The sequence below is a fragment of the Clostridium felsineum DSM 794 genome, from assembly GCF_002006355.2.
GTDB classification, from domain to species: Bacteria; Bacillota; Clostridia; order Clostridiales; family Clostridiaceae; genus Clostridium_S; species Clostridium_S felsineum.
The window spans coordinates 1,470,259-1,489,946 of sequence record NZ_CP096980.1; the positions used below are offsets into that span (position 1 = coordinate 1,470,259).

A 19,688-nucleotide genomic window follows, 5' to 3' on the forward strand; every position below is an offset into this window, starting at 1 on the left:
ATTGTTGGCAGCTAAAGATAAGCTGCATTGAAAATGTACATTTATATAGTAATAAATGTACATTTCTAACACTTAACAGCGAAAGGAAGAAAAAATATGGATAAAAACATAAAATCAATATATTCGTTAACTCCTATGCAAGAAGGAATGTTATTTAATAAAATTAGAAATGACAAAGACAATAGTTACCATATTCAAAATCTTTTTTTGGTACAAGGTAAAATAAATCTGAAATTTATTAAAAAAGCTTTAGATTTAATAGCAAGAAAGCATGATTCGCTTAAAACATCAGTTGTAATTCCAAAATCAACGGGAAGACCTTGGCAGGTTGTTTTAGAAGATAGAAAGTTAGAAATTAAATTTATAGAAGTCAATAAAGCTGTTAATGAGTCTATTGTAGAAGAAATAAAATCTAGTGATTTGAATCGAGGATTTGATTTACAAAATGATAGTTTATTAAGATTAACTATTGCTAGTTTTATTGAAGAAAAGTATGTGTTTTTGGTTAGTATGCATCATATTATAGTAGACGGATGGTGTTTGCCTATAATATTCGGAGATTTTATGAGGTATTATAAAGGGCTTAAAGCTGGCAAAAGTATTTCTGAAATGGAGAAAATAGTAGATGATGAGAAGAAAGAAACTGCAGAGTATGGAGAATATATAAGGTGGGTCGAAAAGCAGGATAAGGAAGAAGGAATAGAGTACTGGAAGGAATTATTATCGGATTATGATGGAGTGGCAGAAATAAAGCCAATTGAGAAACCACATCCTACAGATGAACAAGTAAAAGAAGTTGGAATAAATGTGCATAAGGAAGTAAGCGAGAAGTTATTTCAAGTGTCTAGATTAAATAATGTTACTATAAATAATATAGTAGAAGCAGCGTGGGGAATAGTGCTTCAAAGCTATAACGGAACAAATGATGTGGTATTCGGTAAGGTAGTTTCAGGCCGTAATTCAGATATAAAAGGAATAGAGAAAACAGTAGGATTGTTTATAAATACAATTCCATTTAGAGTAAAGTGTGATAAAAATATGACAATATGTAATCTCCTTAAAGAACTTAAACAACAGGGCATAGATGGAGATAGTTATGATTATTGTTCTCTTGCAGAAATACAAAATCAAACAAGACAAAAATCAGATTTGATAAAGACATTATTTGCTTTTGAAAATTATTATGTTGACGAGAGTAATTTAAGCAGTGGTGAAGAAGGATTTCAGGTAGAATATGAAGCTGCAAGAGAACAAACGAATTATGCAATAAGTTTAAAGGCTTATGTTAATGATGACCAATTAACGTGCAGCATTATGTATAATCCAAATGAATATGGCAAGGGTGAAATAGAGATAGTACTAAACCGTCTAGAAAAAGTACTTGTGAAAATATCCAAAAATGAAGATGTTAAAGTGTCTGACATTGAAGTAATAACAGAGGATGAAAGAGAGACAATATTAAATACCTTCAATGATACAAAAACAGATTATCCTAAGGATAAAACATTAGTAGAGTTATTTGAAGAGCAGGTAAAAAAGACACCAGATAATACAGCAGTGGTGTTTGAAAATAAACAGCTAACATATGCAGAATTAAATAGAAAAGTAAATCAAGTAACAAGAAAACTAAGAGAGTTAAATGTTAAGTCAAATGATTTTGTAGCAATAATAGCAGAACGAAGCATAGAGATGATAGTTGGAATATACGGAATAATTAAAGCAGGAGGAGCTTATGTACCAATAGATCCCAACTATCCAGAGGATAGAATAAAGTATATGCTTGAAGACTGTAAGCCTAAAGCGTTAGTAATATATAGAGTAGAAACAGAAGCAGAAATGAAAATGCCAGTAATAAATCTTGAGGAAAAAACAGTATGGGAAGGTGAAACTGTAAATCTTGAAAAGGTAAATAAGCCAAATGATTTAGCATGTTGTATATATACTTCAGGTACAACAGGGAAACCTAAAGGAACAATGATAGAGCATAAAAGTATAATAAGACTGGTAAAAAACTCAAATTATTTCAGGTTTGAAGATGTTAGAATGCTGCAAACTGGATCTATATCTTTTGATGCAGCTACTTTTGAAATATGGGGAACATTATTGAATGCAGGAAGATTGTATCTTGCAAATAAAAATGAATTCTTAGAAATGAAAAATTTAAAGAGAATAATAGAAGATAATAATATTAATACAATGTTTTTAACAACAGCATTATTTAATCAAATAGTAAGTATAGACTGTACAGTTTTTAATGGATTGAAAACTTTAATGTTTGGAGGAGAAAAAGCTTCAGAAATTTATGTAAGAAAGCTGCTGACTAAAAATAAGAAAATTAAACTTGTTAATTTATATGGACCAACAGAAACTACAACACTTGCAACATGGTATCCTATTGATCGTAATGATATTAAAGAAAATATACCAATAGGAAAACCTGTTTCAAATACTGAAGTTTATATCCTTAGAGGATTACAACTTTGTGGAATAGGAATGCCTGGGGAATTATGTATAGCAGGAGCAGGAGTGGCAAGAGGATATCTTAATAGACCAGAGTTAACAGCAGAAAAGTTTGTGGACAATCCATATGGAGAAGGAAAGATGTACCGAACAGGAGATCTTGCAAGGTGGCTTCCAGATGGTAATATAGAATATTTAGGAAGAATAGATGATCAGGTAAAGATAAGAGGCTTTAGAATAGAATTAGGAGAAATAGAAAGCGCACTAAGAAAAACAGCTAAAGTAAAAGATGCAGTTGTAATAGTAAAAGAAGATGAAAATAAAGAAAAATCAATAAATGCATATATAGTATCGGATGAAAAGATAACTGTAAGTGAAATAAGAGAAAAACTTGAGAAAACGCTGCCTGATTATATGATACCAGCGTATATTATGCAGATAGAAAATATACCAGTAACACCAAATGGAAAACTTGATAAGAAAGCACTTCCTAAAATAGAAGCAAAGAGTGAAAAAGAATATATAGCACCAAGAAATGATATAGAAAAAGAAATAGTTGAGGTATTTGAGGAGATATTAGGAATAGAAAAAGTAGGAATAAAGGACGATTTCTTTGAACTTGGAGGACATTCACTCAGGGCAACAAGAGTAATAAATAGAATAGAGGCAGTAACAGGAGTACGATTACCCCTAAAAAGTATATTTGAGAATCCTACTGTAGAAGGCTTAAGCAGGCTAGTAAACCTTGAAAAAGGAGAAGCGTACGAACCAATACCTAAGGCAGAGAAAAAGGATTACTATACTATGTCCTCAACGCAGAAGAGAACATATCTTATTCAACAGATGGGTGATCAAGGAACAGTATACAATATGCCTCAAAGTTTAAGGCTGAGAGGAAAAGTTAATTTAGACGCAATAAAGAATGCTATGCAAGAACTAATAAATAGACATGAAATATTAAGAACAGAATTTTTAATGATAAATGGAGAACCTGTACAAAGAATACAGGAGTATGTTAAGGCTGACTTTGAATTTATAGAAGATAAGAAAACACAGGAAGCAGATATTATAGATGCTTTTATAAGACCATTTGATTTAGAAAAGGCGCCTTTATTTAGAATAAAGCTTGTAAAGAGAGAAGAATGTTACCTATTTTTAATAGATATGAATCATATTATAAGTGATGGAATGAGTATGGGAACTTTTATGAAAGAATTTAGTCTTTTGTATAACGGAAATATGCTTGAACCATTGACTCATCAATATAAGGATTATAGTGAATGGATGAAAAAAAGGGATTTAGCAAAGCAAAAAGAATATTGGATGAATGAATTTAAAGAAGAAATTCCAGTATTAGATATGCCCCTTGACTATACAAGGCCAAAAGAACAAAGCTTTAAAGGAACAATGATTTTTATAAAAACTAAAAAAGAATTAGGAGAAAAAATAAAAATTACAGCAGGTAAAACAGGAACTACAGAATACATGATATTTTTATCAGCAGTAATGATAACTTTAAGTAAGTACAGCAGACAGGAAGATATAGTAATAGGAAGTCCTATAAGTGGAAGAACTCATAAGGATACCGAAGGTATGCTTGGAATGTTTGTAAATACACTTGCAATGAGAGGATACCCAGAAGGAAATAAGAAATATATAGAATTTCTTAGTGAAATAAAAGAGAGCTGCATTAAGGCATATGAAAATCAAGAGTATCCATTTGAAGAACTTATAGAAGAGCTTGATATAAGAAGGGATATGTCAAGAAATCCTTTATTTGATGTTATGCTTGTACTTCAAAATAATGAAAAAATTGAGTGTAGTTTAAATGGCATACAATTAGAATATGCACATCAAAAAAGTAAAATAGCGAAGTTTGATTTGACGTTTAATATATATGAAACAGATAATGAAGTTAGCATAGGATTAGAATATTGCAGCGATTTGTTTAAGGAAGAAAGTGTTGAAAGGATATTAACACACTATGAAAGAATACTTGAACAGATAACTGAAAATGTGGAAAGAAAGATTAGTGAAATTGAAATAGTAACCTCTGAAGAAAGAAATCTAATATTAAAAACCTTCAATGATACAAAAGCAGAGTATCCTAAGAATAAGACAGTGGTAGATTTATTTGAGGAGCAGGTAGAGAAGACACCTAATAATATAGCAGTAGTATTTGAAAATAAAAAATTAACTTATAGAGAATTGAATGAAAAATCAAATAGTTTAGCTAGGGCACTAAGAGAAAAAGGAGTAAAGGAAGACAGTATTGTAGGGCTTTTAGTAGAACGTTCACTTGATATGATGGTAGGGATAATAGGAATACTTAAAGCTGGTGGGACATATATGCCTATAAGTTCTAATTATCCTGAAGATAGAATCAAGTATATTTTAGAAGATAGCAAATGTAAACTTTTATTGACACAGTGGAATCTAAAAAATAAAGTTTCATATAATGGAAAAATTATGGCATTAGAAGATGAAAAAATATACATGATGCCAAATGCAAATATAGATTCAATTAATAATATTGAAAATTCAGCATATGTAATATATACTTCGGGGTCAACAGGCAGACCGAAAGGTGTTATGGTGACACATAAGGCATTAAGCAATTTTATATTTAACATATATGACAGCTTTGATAAAAATATGGGAACAAGTGACAAGTGCCTTAGTCTAACTAATATTTCTTTTGATGTTAGTATATGCGAAATATTCACACCTATTGTTTTTGGCTCAACTTTAGTGATTTTTGAAAACGAAATAGTACCAGATATTGAAAAGTTAGCAAGAACTATAATATGTGAGGACATAACTTTTGCGTATATACCTCCTACTATACTAAGGGAAGTTTATGATATTTTAAAATTAGAAAAGGTTAAGCTTAATAAAATGCTTGTAGGAGTAGAGCCTATTCAAGATTATATATTAGAAGAATATATGACCTTGAATGAAAATATGCAAATTATAAATGGATATGGACCTACAGAAGCTACTATTTGTACAACTTTTTATAAGTACATTAAAGGAAAAGCTTATGGTAAAATCGTTCCTATCGGTAGACCTTTAAATAATACCCAAATATATATATTAGATAAGAATAATAAACTTATGCCTCCAGGAACTGTGGGAGAGTTATGCATAGCAGGAGCAGGAATAGCAAGAGGATATCTTAATAGACCAGAGTTAACATCAGAAAAATTTGTGGATAATCCATATGAAGAAGGCAAACTGTATCGCTCAGGAGATCTTGCAAGGTGGCTTCCAGATGGAAATATAGAATATTTAGGAAGAATGGATGAGCAGGTAAAGATAAGAGGATTTAGAATAGAATTAGGAGAAATAGAAAGCTCACTAAGAAAGATAGATAAAGTAACAGATGCAGTGGTAATAGTAAGAGAAGATGAAAATAAAGAAAAATCAATAAATGCATATATAGTATCGGATGAAAAGATAACTGTAAGTGAAATAAGAGAAGAACTTGAGAAAACGCTGCCTGATTATATGATACCAGCATATATGATGCAGATAGAAAATATACCAGTAACAGCAAATGGAAAACTCGATAAGAAAGCACTTCCCAAAATAGAAGCAAAGAGCGAAAAAGAATATATAGCACCAAGAAATGATATAGAAAAAGAAATAGTTGAGGTATTTGAGGATATATTAGGAATAGAAAAAGTAGGAATAAAGGACAACTTTTTTGAACTTGGAGGACATTCACTTAGAGCGACAAGGGCAATAAATAGAATAGAAGCAGTAACAGGAGTACGATTACCCATAAAAAATATATTTGAAAATCCTACTGTAGAAGGCTTAAGCAGGCTAGTAAATATTGAAAAAGGCAAAGAGTACGAACCAATACCTAAGGCGGAGAAAAAATATTATTATAATATGTCTTCAGTACAGAAGAGAACATATCTTATTCAGCAGATAGGTGATCAAGGAATAGTATACAATATGCCTCAAAGTTTGAAACTTAGGGGAAAAGTTAATTTAGACGCAATAAAGAATGCCATGCAAGAATTGATAAATAGACATGAAATATTAAGAACAGAATTTTTAATGATAAATGGAGAAACTGTACAAAGGATACAGGAGTATGTTAAAGCTGATTTTGAATTTATAGAAGATAAGAAAACAGATGAAGCAGATATTATAGATGCTTTTATAAGACCATTTGATTTAGAAAAGGCACCTTTATTTAGAGTAAAGCTTGTAAAGAGAGAAGAATGTTACCTCTTTTTAATAGATATGAATCATATTATAAGTGACGGAATGAGTATGGGAACCTTTATGAAAGAATTTAGTCTTTTGTATAACGGAAATAAGCTTGAACCATTGATCCATCAGTATAAGGATTATAGTGAGTGGATGAAAACAAGGGATTTAGCAAAGCAAAAAGAATATTGGGTGAATGAATTTAAAGAAGAAATTCCAGTATTAGATATGCCCCTTGACTATGCAAGACAAAAGGAACAAAGCTTTAAAGGAGCAATGATTTTTAGAAAAACTAAAAAAGAATTAGGAGAAAAAATAAATAGTACAGCAGGTAAAACAGGAACTACAGAATACATGATATTTTTATCAGCAGCAATGATAACTTTAAGTAAGTACAGCAGGCAGGAAGACATAGTAATAGGAAGTCCTATAAGTGGAAGAACTCATAAGGATACCGAAGGTATGCTTGGAATGTTTGTAAATACACTTGCAATGAGAGGATACCCAGAGAGAAACAAGGAATATATAGAATTTCTTCAAGAAATAAAAGAGAGCTGCATTAGGGCATATGAAAATCAGGAGTATCCATTTGAAGAGCTTGTAGAAGAACTTGACATAAGAAGAGATATGTCAAGAAATCCTTTGTTTGATGTCATGCTTGTACTTCAAAATAATGAAGAAATAAATTACAGTTTAAATGATATAAGAATAGAATATGCAAATCAAAAAAGTAAAATAGCAAAGTTTGATTTGACATTTAATATATATGAAACAGATAATGAAGTTGTCATAGGATTAGAATACTGCAGCGATTTGTTTAAGGAAGAAAGTGCTGAAAGAATATTAGAACACTATGTAAGAATACTTGATCAGATAACTGAAAATGTGGAAATAAAGATAAGTGAAATTGAGGCAGTAACCGCAGAAGAAAGAAATTTAATATTAAATACATTTAATGATACAAAAGTAGAGTATCCTAAGGATAAAACGGTGGTAGATTTATTTGAAGAGCAGGTAGAAAAGACACCGGATAATACAGCATTAGTATTTGAAGATAAGCAGTTAACATATACAGAGTTAAATAGAAAAGTAAATCAACTGGCAAGAAAACTGAGAGAATTAGGTGTAAAGCCTGATGATTTTGTAGCAATAATGGCAGAACGAAGTATAGAAATGATAGTTGGAATTTACGGAATAATCAAAGCAGGAGGAGCGTATGTACCAATGGATCCTAACTATCCCAAGGATAGAATAAAGTACATGCTTGAAGACTGTAAACCCAAAGCGTTAGTAGTATATAAAGTAGAAACAGAAGCAGAAATGAAAATGACAGTAATAAATCTTGAGGAAAAAGCAGTATGGCAAGGTGAAACTGCAAATTTAGAGAAGGTAAATAAGCCAAATGATTTAGCTTATTGTATATATACTTCAGGTACGACAGGTAGGCCAAAGGGTGTTATGATTGAACATAAATCATTAAATAATCATCTTCAACATATCAAGAATCATTATTTAAATGAAAAAGAATTACTTATGCCATTGTTTACGTCTGTATCCTTTGATTTAACAGTACCATCTATTTTCACTCCATTAATTAGTGGAAAAACAGTAGTCATATGCAATACAATGGATACATTTAAGGATATATTATTTAGTGGAGAAAATAAATATATTATAAAGTTAACACCATCACATTTAAGATTATTAAAAGAAATGAAAGCTATAAATAAGTCAATTAAAAGAATTATTGTAGGTGGTGAGGAATTAACTGAGAAATTAGCTAAGTCTATTAGCAAATTATGTGAAAATGAAATAGAAATAATAAATGAATATGGACCAACAGAGGCTACTGTTGGATGTACTCTTCATAGGTATAATTATGAAGGAAATTATAGAAATTCAGTGTTAATAGGAAAACCTATAAGTAATACTAAAATATTTATAGTAGATAGTAACTATAAGCTTTTACCCATAGGAGTGCCAGGTGAGATTTTCATAGGTGGAGATGGAATAGCAAGAGGATATCTTAATAGACCAGAGTTAACAGCAGAAAAATTTGTGGACAATCCATATGGAGAAGGTAAGCTGTATAGAACAGGAGATCTTGCAAGATGGCTTCCAGATGGTAATATAGAATATTTAGGCAGAATAGACGATCAAGTGAAGATAAGAGGCTTTAGAATAGAACTAAGAGAAATAGAAAGTACACTAAGAAAGATAGATAAAGTAAAAGATGCAGTGGTAATAGCAAGAGAAGATGAAAATAAAGAAAAATCAATAAATGCGTATATAGTATCAGATAAAGAGATAAATGTAAGTGAAATAAGAGAAGAACTTGAGAAAACGCTGCCTGATTATATGCTACCAGCATATATAATGCAGATAGAAAATATACCAGTAACAGCAAATGGAAAACTGGATAAGAAAGCACTTCCAAAGATAGAAGCAAAGAGCGAAAAGGAATATATAGCACCGAGAAATGATATAGAAGAAAAAGTAGTTAGTATATTTGAAGAGATATTAGGAGTAGATAGGGTAGGAATAAAGGACAGTTTCTTTGAATTTGGAGGTGACTCTATAAAGGCAATACGTGTAGTATCGAAAATGCGTGAAGCTGGATATGATGTCTCAGTAAAAGACGTAATGAAAAAATACACAGTTGAGGCTATAGCAGATAGTGCAGTATTAGAAGTAGAGAGAAAATATGAGCAAGGTGAAATCACAGGAGCAGTTATAACAACACCTATTATTGAAACCTTTGAAGGCTGGAAATTAAAAAAGCCACATCACTTTAATCAGGCAATGATGATAAAAGTTAATACAGATAATGAAAAGGAGATAAGTAAAGTACTTGACGTTTTAGTAAAGCATCATGATGTCTTACGTTCTGTGTATAGAAATAAAAAACTTGAAATATTAAGTATGATAGAAAGCAGAAAATATGATTTAAATGTGTATGATTTGAGAAATGAAAATAATACACATTATATAGTAGAAAAAGAATGTGGAAAACTTCAAAGTAGTATTAGTCTTGAGAATGGACCTCTTATGAAGGTAGGCTTATTTAAAACCCAAAGTGCAAATTATATGATGATATGTATACATCATCTTGCGGTTGATGGAGTATCCTGGAGAATATTATTGGAGGATTTCAATACAGTATTAACGCAGTTAAAAAATGGAGAAGAGATAGTATTACCTAGAAAGACAGCATCATATAAAGATTGGGGAGAAGCACTTTCTGAATATAAAAGTAGTAAGATACTGGAAAATGAAAGAGGATACTGGAGTAAAGTTGTATCTAAAATTAAGGATGGAGAAATAAAAGGAGATAGCAGCTGCATTAAAAGTGGCTATGGAAATATAAATATATCCTTTAGTAAATCAGAGACTAAGGATCTTATGTATAATGTTGGAAGAGCATTTAATACGGAGATAAATGATTTATTGATTAGTGCAATAGGAATATCTGTGAAGAAGTTAACAGGTCAGAATAAGACAGCAGTGGTGCTTGAAGGGCATGGACGTGAGGAAATTCATAAGAAAATAGATATATACAGGACAGTAGGCTGGTTTACAATTATGTATCCTATAATAGTAGAATGTACAGAAGACATACAAGAAAGCATAGTATCTACAAAGGAAATGTTAAGAAAGGTGCCAAACCATGGAATGGGTTATGGTTTGTTGAAAAGTGAGTTTGAAAAAGTAAGAGCAGATATCTATTTCAATTATCTAGGTGAAATGGATGCGGAAAATAAAAATAGTACAGATTATTCAAGTGGAATAAGTACAGCAGAAGAAAATAGGCTTCCAGGAACAATTAATATTAATGGAAGTGTAATACAAAGTCAGCTGAGTTTTTCAATAACGTATGATAAAAATAAATATATGCAGGATACTATTGAAGAATTTGCAAAGTTGTATAGAAATAGCTTAAATGAAATTATTATGTATTGTGTTAATAAGGAACAAAGAATTAGGACCATGTCGGATTATTCAAAAGAAGAAATAACAACGGAAGATTTTGAAGTGTTAACTAGTTACTTCAATTATAAGAAAGCATATGTAATGGATATATATTCACTTACTCCATTGCAAGAAGGAATATTGTATCAAAGATTACTAGATAATAAATCTAGTAATTATGTAATACAGAAAGTGTTTGCCTTTAGCGAAAAAATTGATGAGGAGAAAATTCAAGATGCACTTAAATTACTTGGAAGAAAACACGATGTACTAAGAACAGTGATAATGTATGAGAAAATATCCAAACCCAGACAAGTTGTATTAAAGAATAGAGAAATAGAATATAAAAAAGAAGACTTATCAAAATTAAATAAAGCTCAGCAGAATAAAAAAGTGTTGGAAATAGAAAAACTTGATGTTAAAAGAGGATTCAATTTACAGAAAGATAAACTTATGAGGATTAAATATATTGTTCTCGATGATGAAAGTAGTAAGCTGATCTGGACTATGCATCATATTATAGTAGACGGATGGTGTTGGTCTATAATATTCGGAGATTTTATGAGGTATTATAAAGGGCTTAAAGCTGGCAAAAGTATCTCTGAAATGGAACGAAGAGTAGATAAAGAGAAAATGGAAACAGCAGAATATGGAGAATATATAAGTTGGGTTAAAAAGCAGGATAAGGAAGAAGGAATAGAGTACTGGAAAGAATTATTATCGGATTATGATGGAGTGGCAGAAATAAAGCCAATTAAGAAAACACATCCTACAGAGGAGCAAGTAAAAGAAGCTGGAATAAATGTGCCTAAGGAAACAAGTGAAAAGTTATTTAAAGTGGCTAGATTAAATAATGTTACTATAAATAATATAGTAGAAGCAGCGTGGGGAATAGTACTTCAAAGGTATAATGGAACAAATGATGTGGTATTCGGCAAGGTAGTTTCAGGCCGTAATGCAGATATAAAAGGAATAGAGAAAACAGTAGGATTGTTTATAAATACAATTCCATTCAGAGTAAAATGCGATGAGAGAACAACAATAAGGACGCTTCTTAAAGAACTTAAGCAGCAAGGGATAGATGGAAATAGTTATGATTATTGTTCTCTTGCAGAAATACAAAATGAAACTCAGCAAAAATCAGATTTGATAAAGACAATATTTGCTTTTGAAAATTATTATGTTGACGAGAGTAATTTAAGCAGTGGTGAAGGAGCATTACAGATAAAATATGAAGCTGCAAGAGAACAAACGAATTATGCAATAACCTTAGGAGCTTATGCTAATGATGAACAATTAATGTGCAGCATTATGTATAATCCAAATGAATATGACAAGGGTGAAATAGAGATAGTACTAAACCGTCTAGAAAAAGTACTTGTGAAAATATCGAAAAATGAAGATGTTAAGGTGTCTGACATTGAAGTAATAACAGAGGATGAAAGAGAGCTAATATTAAATACCTTCAATGATACAAAAACAGATTATCCTAAGGATAAAACATTAGTAGAGTTATTTGAGGAGCAGGTAAAAAAGACACCAGATAATACAGCAGTGGTGTTTGAAGATAAACAGTTAACATATGCAGAATTAAATAGAAAAGTAAATCAAGTGGCAAGAAAACTAAGAGAGCTAAATGTAAAGCCAGATGATTTTGTAGCAATAATAGCAGAACGAAGCATAGAGATGATAGTTGGAATATACGGAATAATTAAAGCAGGAGGAGCTTATGTACCAATAGATCCTAAGTATCCAGAGGATAGAATAAAGTATATGATTCAAGATTGCAAGCCAAAGGCAATATTAGTATATAAGGCAGGAGTAAAAACGAAAGTACAAGTAATAAATCTTGAAGAAAAAACAATATGGGAGTGTGAAGGGACAAACTTTGAAAAAGTAAATAAGCCAAATGATTTAGCATGTTGTATATATACTTCAGGTACAACAGGGAAACCTAAAGGAACAATGATAGAGCATAAAAGTATAATAAGACTGGTAAAAAACTCAAATTATTTCAGGTTTGAAGATGTTAGAATGCTGCAAACTGGATCTATATCTTTTGATGCAGCTACTTTTGAAATATGGGGAACATTATTGAATGCAGGAAGATTGTATCTTGCAAATAAAAATGAATTCTTAGAAATAAAAAATTTAAAAAGAATAATAGAAGATAATAATATTAATACAATGTTTTTAACAACAGCATTATTTAATCAAATAGTAAGTATAGATTGTACAGTTTTTAATGGATTGAAAACTTTAATGTTTGGAGGAGAAAAATCTTCAGAAATTTATGTAAGAAAGCTGCTGACTAAAAATAAGAAAATTAAACTTGTTAATTTATATGGACCAACAGAAACTACGACACTTGCAACATGGTATCCTATTGAGCATAATGATATTATAGAAAAGATACCAATAGGAAAACCTGTTTCAAATACCGAAGTTTATATCCTTAGAGGATTACAACTTTGTGGAATAGGAATGCCTGGGGAATTATGTATAGCTGGAGTAGGAGTAGCAAGAGGGTATCTTAATAGACCGGAACTTACAGCAGAAAAGTTTGTGGATAATCCTTATGGAGAAGGCAAACTGTATAGGACAGGAGATCTTGCAAGGTGGCTTCCGGATGGGAATATAGAATATTTAGGAAGAATAGATGAGCAGGTAAAGATAAGAGGCTTTAGAATAGAATTAGGAGAGATAGAAAGCGCACTAAGGAAGATAGATAGAGTAAAAGATGCAGTTGTAATAGTAAGAGAAGATGAAAATAAGGAAAAATCAATAAATGCATATATAGTATCAGATGAAGAGATAAATGTAAGTGAAATAAGAGAAGAACTTGAGAAAAACCTGCCTGATTACATGATACCAGCATATATGATGCAGATAGAAAATATACCGGTAACAAGGAATGGTAAGTTAGACAAAAAAGCACTTCCAAAGATAGAAGTAAAGAGCGAAAAAGAATATATAGCACCAAGAAATGATATAGAAGCTTTAATATGTACAATATTTTCTAAAGTACTTAATGTAAAAAAGGTAGGAATAAACGATGATTTTTTTGAACTTGGAGGTCATTCATTACTTGCAATTAAATTTGAAGTCGAAATGAATAAGTACAATTTTGCTTTTAAAGTCAGAGATATATTTAAGTATAAGACACCTTATCAGATTGAGAATTATATTACAGGAGAAGAAATGGATATAAAAGATTTAGAAGAAGATGTAAATATTCCTGAAAAAGTATCTATAGACTGCAATGACAATTGTATTGATAATATAGAACCATTTAACGATATATTTTATAAAAACTGCTATTACAATGCGCTTTTCCCAGTGATTAAACATTACAACAAAAATATTTTATTATTTTTAATAAATGATGTTTTAGTATATGATTATAATGCTGAGAAAGCTTATATAGATATACAATATATAGGATGTAATCCAATAAAAGATATTCTATATGAGGAAGGAATTGATATTTGTGGAAAGGATATTTCTAATGATATCATAGATGATATTATTAAAGCTATAAAAAAAGAAAGTCCTGTTATAATAACAATAGACTGTTATTATAGTTCTATAAGGCAAGACACATACAAAAAAATTCATTGGTCACATGCATTATTAGTATACGGATTTAATTTAAATACAAAAAAATTTAATGTAATTGAGCATAGTCATAAAGATAATCTTACGTATAGCAAAGCAACTATGTCATTTGAAGATTTGAAAAATTCTTATTTGGGATATATTAAAAATTTCAGTAAAAAAGAACCAACATATTTTGAAATAGTTAATGTTAAAGAAAATAAATCTAATATGATAGCAAAAGATGAATTAGATAAATTGCAAAAGAAAACTTTGATTAAAAATATTTTGTTGAAGAAGGAAGAGTTATATAAAGGTTTGAATGAATTACAGAAATTTGTTCAAATGTATTCAGATGTAATAATAAATGAAAAAACTATAAAAGAAAAGGTTGAAAGCTATGTTGAAGGAATAAATCATATTATTAATGCTAAATATGTTGAAAAGTATAGGATAGAACATGTATTGGGAAAGAATACAACTTACTACAAAAAAATTATTGAAATAATAGAATTATGGGAGAATGTTAGAATTTATCTTGGGAGATATATGTATTCAGGAAAATTTATTGCTGAAAATTTTAAATTGAGTGTTGAAAAAATGTATAAAATAATTGAAAAAGAAAAGGAATTCATTGAAATGTTTGTTGATTCAATAATTTCGATATAATATCTATATATAAGGGAGTGTCGCAAAATGATTAAAATTAATCATGAGCGATGCTCTTTTTTTGTTTAAGCTATAAAATTGCCTAATATTTTAAATACTATATTAATTATTTGAATTTCCATGAGATTTTGACGCACTAAAATAAACCTAACTATATTATTCCATAATTAGGAAATAGTTTTTAATTCGTGAAGATACTTTTGAGTTCTTTCATTTTGGATTTTTAAATGTAATTTGTTAATGTTATATCCAAAACAAAGCAAAATAAATTCAGTTTTTACACTATTTTTTCCACGTGTTAAAAATCTTTTGAATTCATAGTCGCTTTTTAAAATTCCAAACGCACCTTCAACTTGAATAGATCTGTTCATTCTCAATTTAGTTCCCAATTCAGTTTTGATATTGTTGTATGAAATTTGACGCTTTTTAATAAAAGTCTTTGAAACCTGCATTTTTCGGTTATTCTTTGCTTTTGTGCACTTTGATTTCAAAGTGCAGTTATCGCAATTTTCACATTCATAAACAGTAACCTCAGACGTATACCCACTTGCAGATTTTTTATGAATAATATATGATGGGAATAATTTTCTATTATTATGACAAATATATGTATCTGTTTTAACATCATATTTCATATTTTCACGCTTACTGATGTCGTTTTTAAAACTTCTTTTTTTCCATTTCTCATAAGTTTGAGGTTTTATATATGGTATTTGATTATTAGACTCTAAAAACAAATAGTTTTCTTCACTTTCGTAACCAGAATCTGCAATCACATTAGTATATTTATGACCAATTTTTTCTTGCATATTAGTAATCATTGGTATTAATGTTGCTATATCATTTCTATCATCAAATACTCCAACACCAGTTACATATTCACTATCAACTGCTATTTGTACATTATAGGCAGGTTTTAATTGACCATTTCTCATATGATCATCTTTCATATGCATGAAAGTTGCATCAGTATCAGTTTTAGAATAGCTATTTCTTTTTGAAAATATTTTCTTACTTAAATTATATTTTTCTTGTCTTTCTTTATATTGTGATAGTTGTTCTATCCACTTTTGAATTGCAGTTTTTCTTTTACCGATTCCATGAACAAACTCTATATTTCTTTTTTCTTTTTCAAATAAAAGCCATTGAAGAATTTTGTTTATATCATCAATCAAAGTTTCTCTCTCAATAGTGAATTTCATTAATCTTTCAAGATTAATGGTTTTAACAAGAGCAATAATTTTATCAAACATCTTACCTTCATTTTTATAAATAGCTTTCTTCCAAACAAAAGTATATCGGTTGGCATTTGCCTCAATTTTAGTACCATCGATAAATACATTTTCAAATAATAATTCTTTTTCTTTAGCTAAATAGTTAACTTGTTGATAAAATAAATCTTCAATCACTTCATTTGAAAGATATTTTTTTCGAAATCTACTTATAGTAGCGTGATCAGGTGCTTTAAAGCCTTGAAGTAGCCATTTGAAATTTATATCTCTTTTGCATGCTTTTTCTATCTTTCTACTTGAATAAATATTTTGAGAATAAGCATAAGATATTATTTTGAACATGATTTTGGGTTCAACTGCTGATTTTCTTCCTACGGAAGAATACGCCTTGTACAATTTTTTATAATTTAATCCCTCCAACAAATAGCTTAGCAAACGAACCGAATCATCTTCTGGTATTAAGTTTTCTAAATTTAATGGTAATATAAGTTGCAAATTATCATTAAATTGATTATAATTTTTTGTGTATAATTTAGTTACATTCATAATTTAATTATACAATCAATGTGAGTTCTTCGGAACTCACATTTTTTATATACAACAAAGGAGCTATTGCAAAACTATTTTTTAGTTTTGCAACAGCCCCTTAATTTTTTTTGGTATAATTATCATTTTGTGAGAAATAATAAAATCAATACATATTATTTTATAAAGGTTGTGCTTTTATGAATATTGGTTGGAACGTAGAGACATTTTTTTTGATTACAGGAACAGTACTTTCGACTATTGGCTCTATATTTATTATGAAAAATAATTGGAAGCAGTATGGAATTCTATATATTTCAAGTGGAGTTGTAGGAGAATTATTATGTTACTTTTTTATTATTACAGGACTATATGTATATCCCTATAGAATATTGCCTCAAATATCACAAATGCCATTAACATTAATTATGACTATGTTTCCTTTCTATGTTATGTTTGGTGTTAGATATAGCCCTGCTAGATGGGCATACAAAATTCCATTCTACTGGGTGCTAGTTCATATTGGAATGTTCGGAGAAGTTATTGCACAAAACTTTACAAGGGTCATTAAGTATAATAGGTTTTGGGATACATGGGATTCTTATACCTGGTGGTGGCTGTTTTTGTTAATTTTTGAGGTGATTGGTGGTATATTGGTATCTAAAGAATATAGAAAACCTATTGATGAAGGTGTATTTACATATGGTAAATTAGGATGGTTTATTGTACATTTTATTTTAATTAGTACTGTTTTTCTGGCAGGATTTTTTATGGGAATGAAGACTTTAAAATAAGTATAATAATTATTAAAGTCTAACAAATAATATTATTTTTCGCTAGACTTATTTTATTGTCTATGGAATTAATATGGAGGAATTATGAATACTTGATTTATACAGCAGAAAATTGATGAATTTAAAATTAAAAAATTCATCAATTTTGCGTTAAGTAAAAAGATTTATATGTAAAAATAACTCTCTTTGATAAAATCAATTTGTTTTGAAATAATGTGAAGTAGTTGTGAAGAAGTCTCTTTTTTTCCATGTTTAATCCAAACCAACAATATGCCAATAAAAATACTACTACGTATTGTTATAAAGTATTCATAACTGGTATTGGGAAGTGGTTGTAACTTACCAAAGAAGTCTAAGATAGTTAAAGAGTTTTTTTGATGACAAGCATATATAATATCCACTCTGTTAATAGAAAGTAATTGTTCTAATATAGTACTGTGTTCAGTCCAATAATCCAAAAAACAAAGTAGAAGACCTTCTTTTTTATGTTTGTATACTTCGTTTTTGAAAAATATAGTAGTCACATCTTGAAAACAGCAATCACACTGCCAATGTAATACATCAATTAGATGATCGAAGCCTCGATAAAAGGTAGCACGTCCTACTGTAGATGCTTGTTGTATATCGGTGATTGTTATTTTATCAAAAGTTTTTTTTTTCAAACAATATGATAGTCCTTGATAAATCATATTTGCTGAAGTTTTAGCACGTTTATCTTCTTTAATATGATACATTTTTACACCTTCTGTATTGTAAGTTATGGAACTATTGTATTATAACACGAAAATTGTTAAACTTGAAATGCAATGAGATTTTATGTTACAAGAGTAATTAAAATATGAAAAGGAGGAAGGATGCTATGTCTAAAATAATGTTTGTTACTCAACCAACTATGGGACATACAAATGCTATATTAAGTATTGCAGTAAGATTAAAAGAACTTGGACATGAAGTCCTCTTCGTGATTCCTAATGCAAAGAGAATTCCTAAAAAAATAATTAATAGGCTTCCTGATTATGTTAAAACTTCATTATCAATACCTGGAAAGGTAAGAGCAAATGGAATTAATTGTGTTAGTATAGATATGCCTATTAAAGTACTTTTTAAATATATGATATTGCCTTTTGCTAAGCGGTTTACAGAAACTCAGTATGCAATGAATGTATTTTCAGATTGTTTATATAAATATTCTAAACTAATTGAAGGTATTGTTTTAAGAGAAAAACCAGATGTTATAGTCAATGATTTTTTCTTTTTTCCTCCATATATAGTTGCAGAAAGGTATGATATACCATGCGTAACTATATATCACAGTGGATTGCCTTTTAGAGGAGATGGCATACCACCATTCGGAAGTGGACTTGCTATAAATGGAAATTGGGGAGTGAAGGGAAAGTTGTACGCCATTCTTTCAAGAAATACTAATAAACTAGTAACAAAGAGATATATTAGAGCTTGTAAAAAGATGGACGTTTCAGATATTAGAAAAGTAAATTGGAGTAAACCATATTCAAAATGGCTAAATTTATTACTTACAGCAAAAGAAATTGAAGCACCAAGACAATTAAATAATAACAATACAATTTTTGTAGGACCATGTTTCTCATGTAAAAGAATAGACATACAAGATAAGTTTCCTTTTGAAATTTTAAGTGAGGAGATTCCAAAGATATATGTGTCACTTGGAACTGTATTTAATAATAAACCTAAGGTTTTTAAAAAAATCTTGAGTGGACTTGAAAAAGAAAATTACCAAGTTATAGTTAGTGCTGGAGGAGCTTATAATAAGCTAATAAAATACAATTTTAATAATAATATATTGATATTTAAGAGGGTTCCTCAACTTGAAATTTTAAAAAAGGTGGATATTGTTATTAGTCATGGTGGAAATAACACAATAAATGAAACCTTGGCAGCTGGAAAACCAATTATTGTAATGCCTATAGGTGGTGAGCAGGGAGACAATGCTAGTAAAATTCAGTATTTAAATGTTGGTAAGAGAATAAATATTTCAAATTTTAGCAGTAATGAAGTATTAGAAAAAGTGAAAAGTATCTTTGCTGATTCTATATATAAACAAAATGCTGAGAGAATTAGAAAAATAATAAGTAAAACAGATGGAGTTAGTACTTCTGTTAAATTAATAAGTTCGGTAGCTGAAAACAGAAAAATATAGGACATTAAGAGTAGATTTGTCTTTACAGAAATGAAAGGG

At 29.6% G+C, this 19,688-nt stretch carries 5 protein-coding genes; 3 read left to right on the forward strand and 2 right to left on the reverse strand.

Going from position 1 to position 19,688, the window contains the following annotated elements; all coding sequences use genetic code 11:
• Positions 1-96 precede the first annotated feature (96 nt).
• On the forward strand, positions 97-14,922 hold the full coding sequence (locus CLFE_RS06860) for a non-ribosomal peptide synthetase (protein ID WP_250944744.1): 14,826 nt from the start codon (positions 97-99) through the stop codon (positions 14,920-14,922).
• 167 nt (positions 14,923-15,089) lie between these two features.
• On the opposite strand, the gene CLFE_RS06865 is transcribed toward CLFE_RS06860, so the two are convergent.
• Entirely contained in the window at positions 15,090-16,700 is a 1,611-nt protein-coding gene (locus CLFE_RS06865) for an IS1182 family transposase (RefSeq protein WP_250944600.1), read from the reverse strand.
• Positions 16,701-16,879: 179 nt separating this feature from the next.
• Here CLFE_RS06865 and CLFE_RS06870 point away from each other — a divergent pair, with 179 nt between their 5' ends.
• Positions 16,880-17,473: a CBO0543 family protein gene (locus tag CLFE_RS06870; RefSeq protein WP_077834150.1), complete on the forward strand. Its 594-nt coding sequence runs from the start codon at positions 16,880-16,882 to the stop codon at positions 17,471-17,473.
• A 164-nt stretch (positions 17,474-17,637) separates the two neighbouring features.
• Here CLFE_RS06870 and CLFE_RS06875 read toward each other — a convergent pair whose 3' ends face one another.
• Entirely contained in the window at positions 17,638-18,207 is a 570-nt protein-coding gene (locus tag CLFE_RS06875) for a TetR/AcrR family transcriptional regulator C-terminal domain-containing protein (RefSeq protein ID WP_077895485.1), read from the reverse strand.
• 125 nt (positions 18,208-18,332) lie between these two features.
• On the opposite strand from CLFE_RS06875, the gene CLFE_RS06880 reads away from it, so the two are divergent.
• Positions 18,333-19,649 (forward strand): glycosyltransferase, encoded by a 1,317-nt coding sequence (locus CLFE_RS06880; protein ID WP_169851034.1) that lies wholly within the window; start codon positions 18,333-18,335, stop codon positions 19,647-19,649.
• The last annotated feature ends 39 nt before the right edge of the window (positions 19,650-19,688 follow it).

Bases quoted from the DNA above. Each gene is read 5' to 3' on its own strand.
- CLFE_RS06870 (WP_077834150.1), top strand. From the start codon at position 16,880: ATGAATATTGGTTGGAACGTAGAGACATTTTTTTTGATTACAGGAACA.
- CLFE_RS06865 (WP_250944600.1), bottom strand. From the start codon at position 16,700: ATGAATGTAACTAAATTATACACAAAAAATTATAATCAATTTAATGAT.
- CLFE_RS06875 (WP_077895485.1), bottom strand. From the start codon at position 18,207: ATGTATCATATTAAAGAAGATAAACGTGCTAAAACTTCAGCAAATATG.
- CLFE_RS06860 (WP_250944744.1), top strand. From the start codon at position 97: ATGGATAAAAACATAAAATCAATATATTCGTTAACTCCTATGCAAGAA.
- CLFE_RS06880 (WP_169851034.1), top strand. From the start codon at position 18,333: ATGTCTAAAATAATGTTTGTTACTCAACCAACTATGGGACATACAAAT.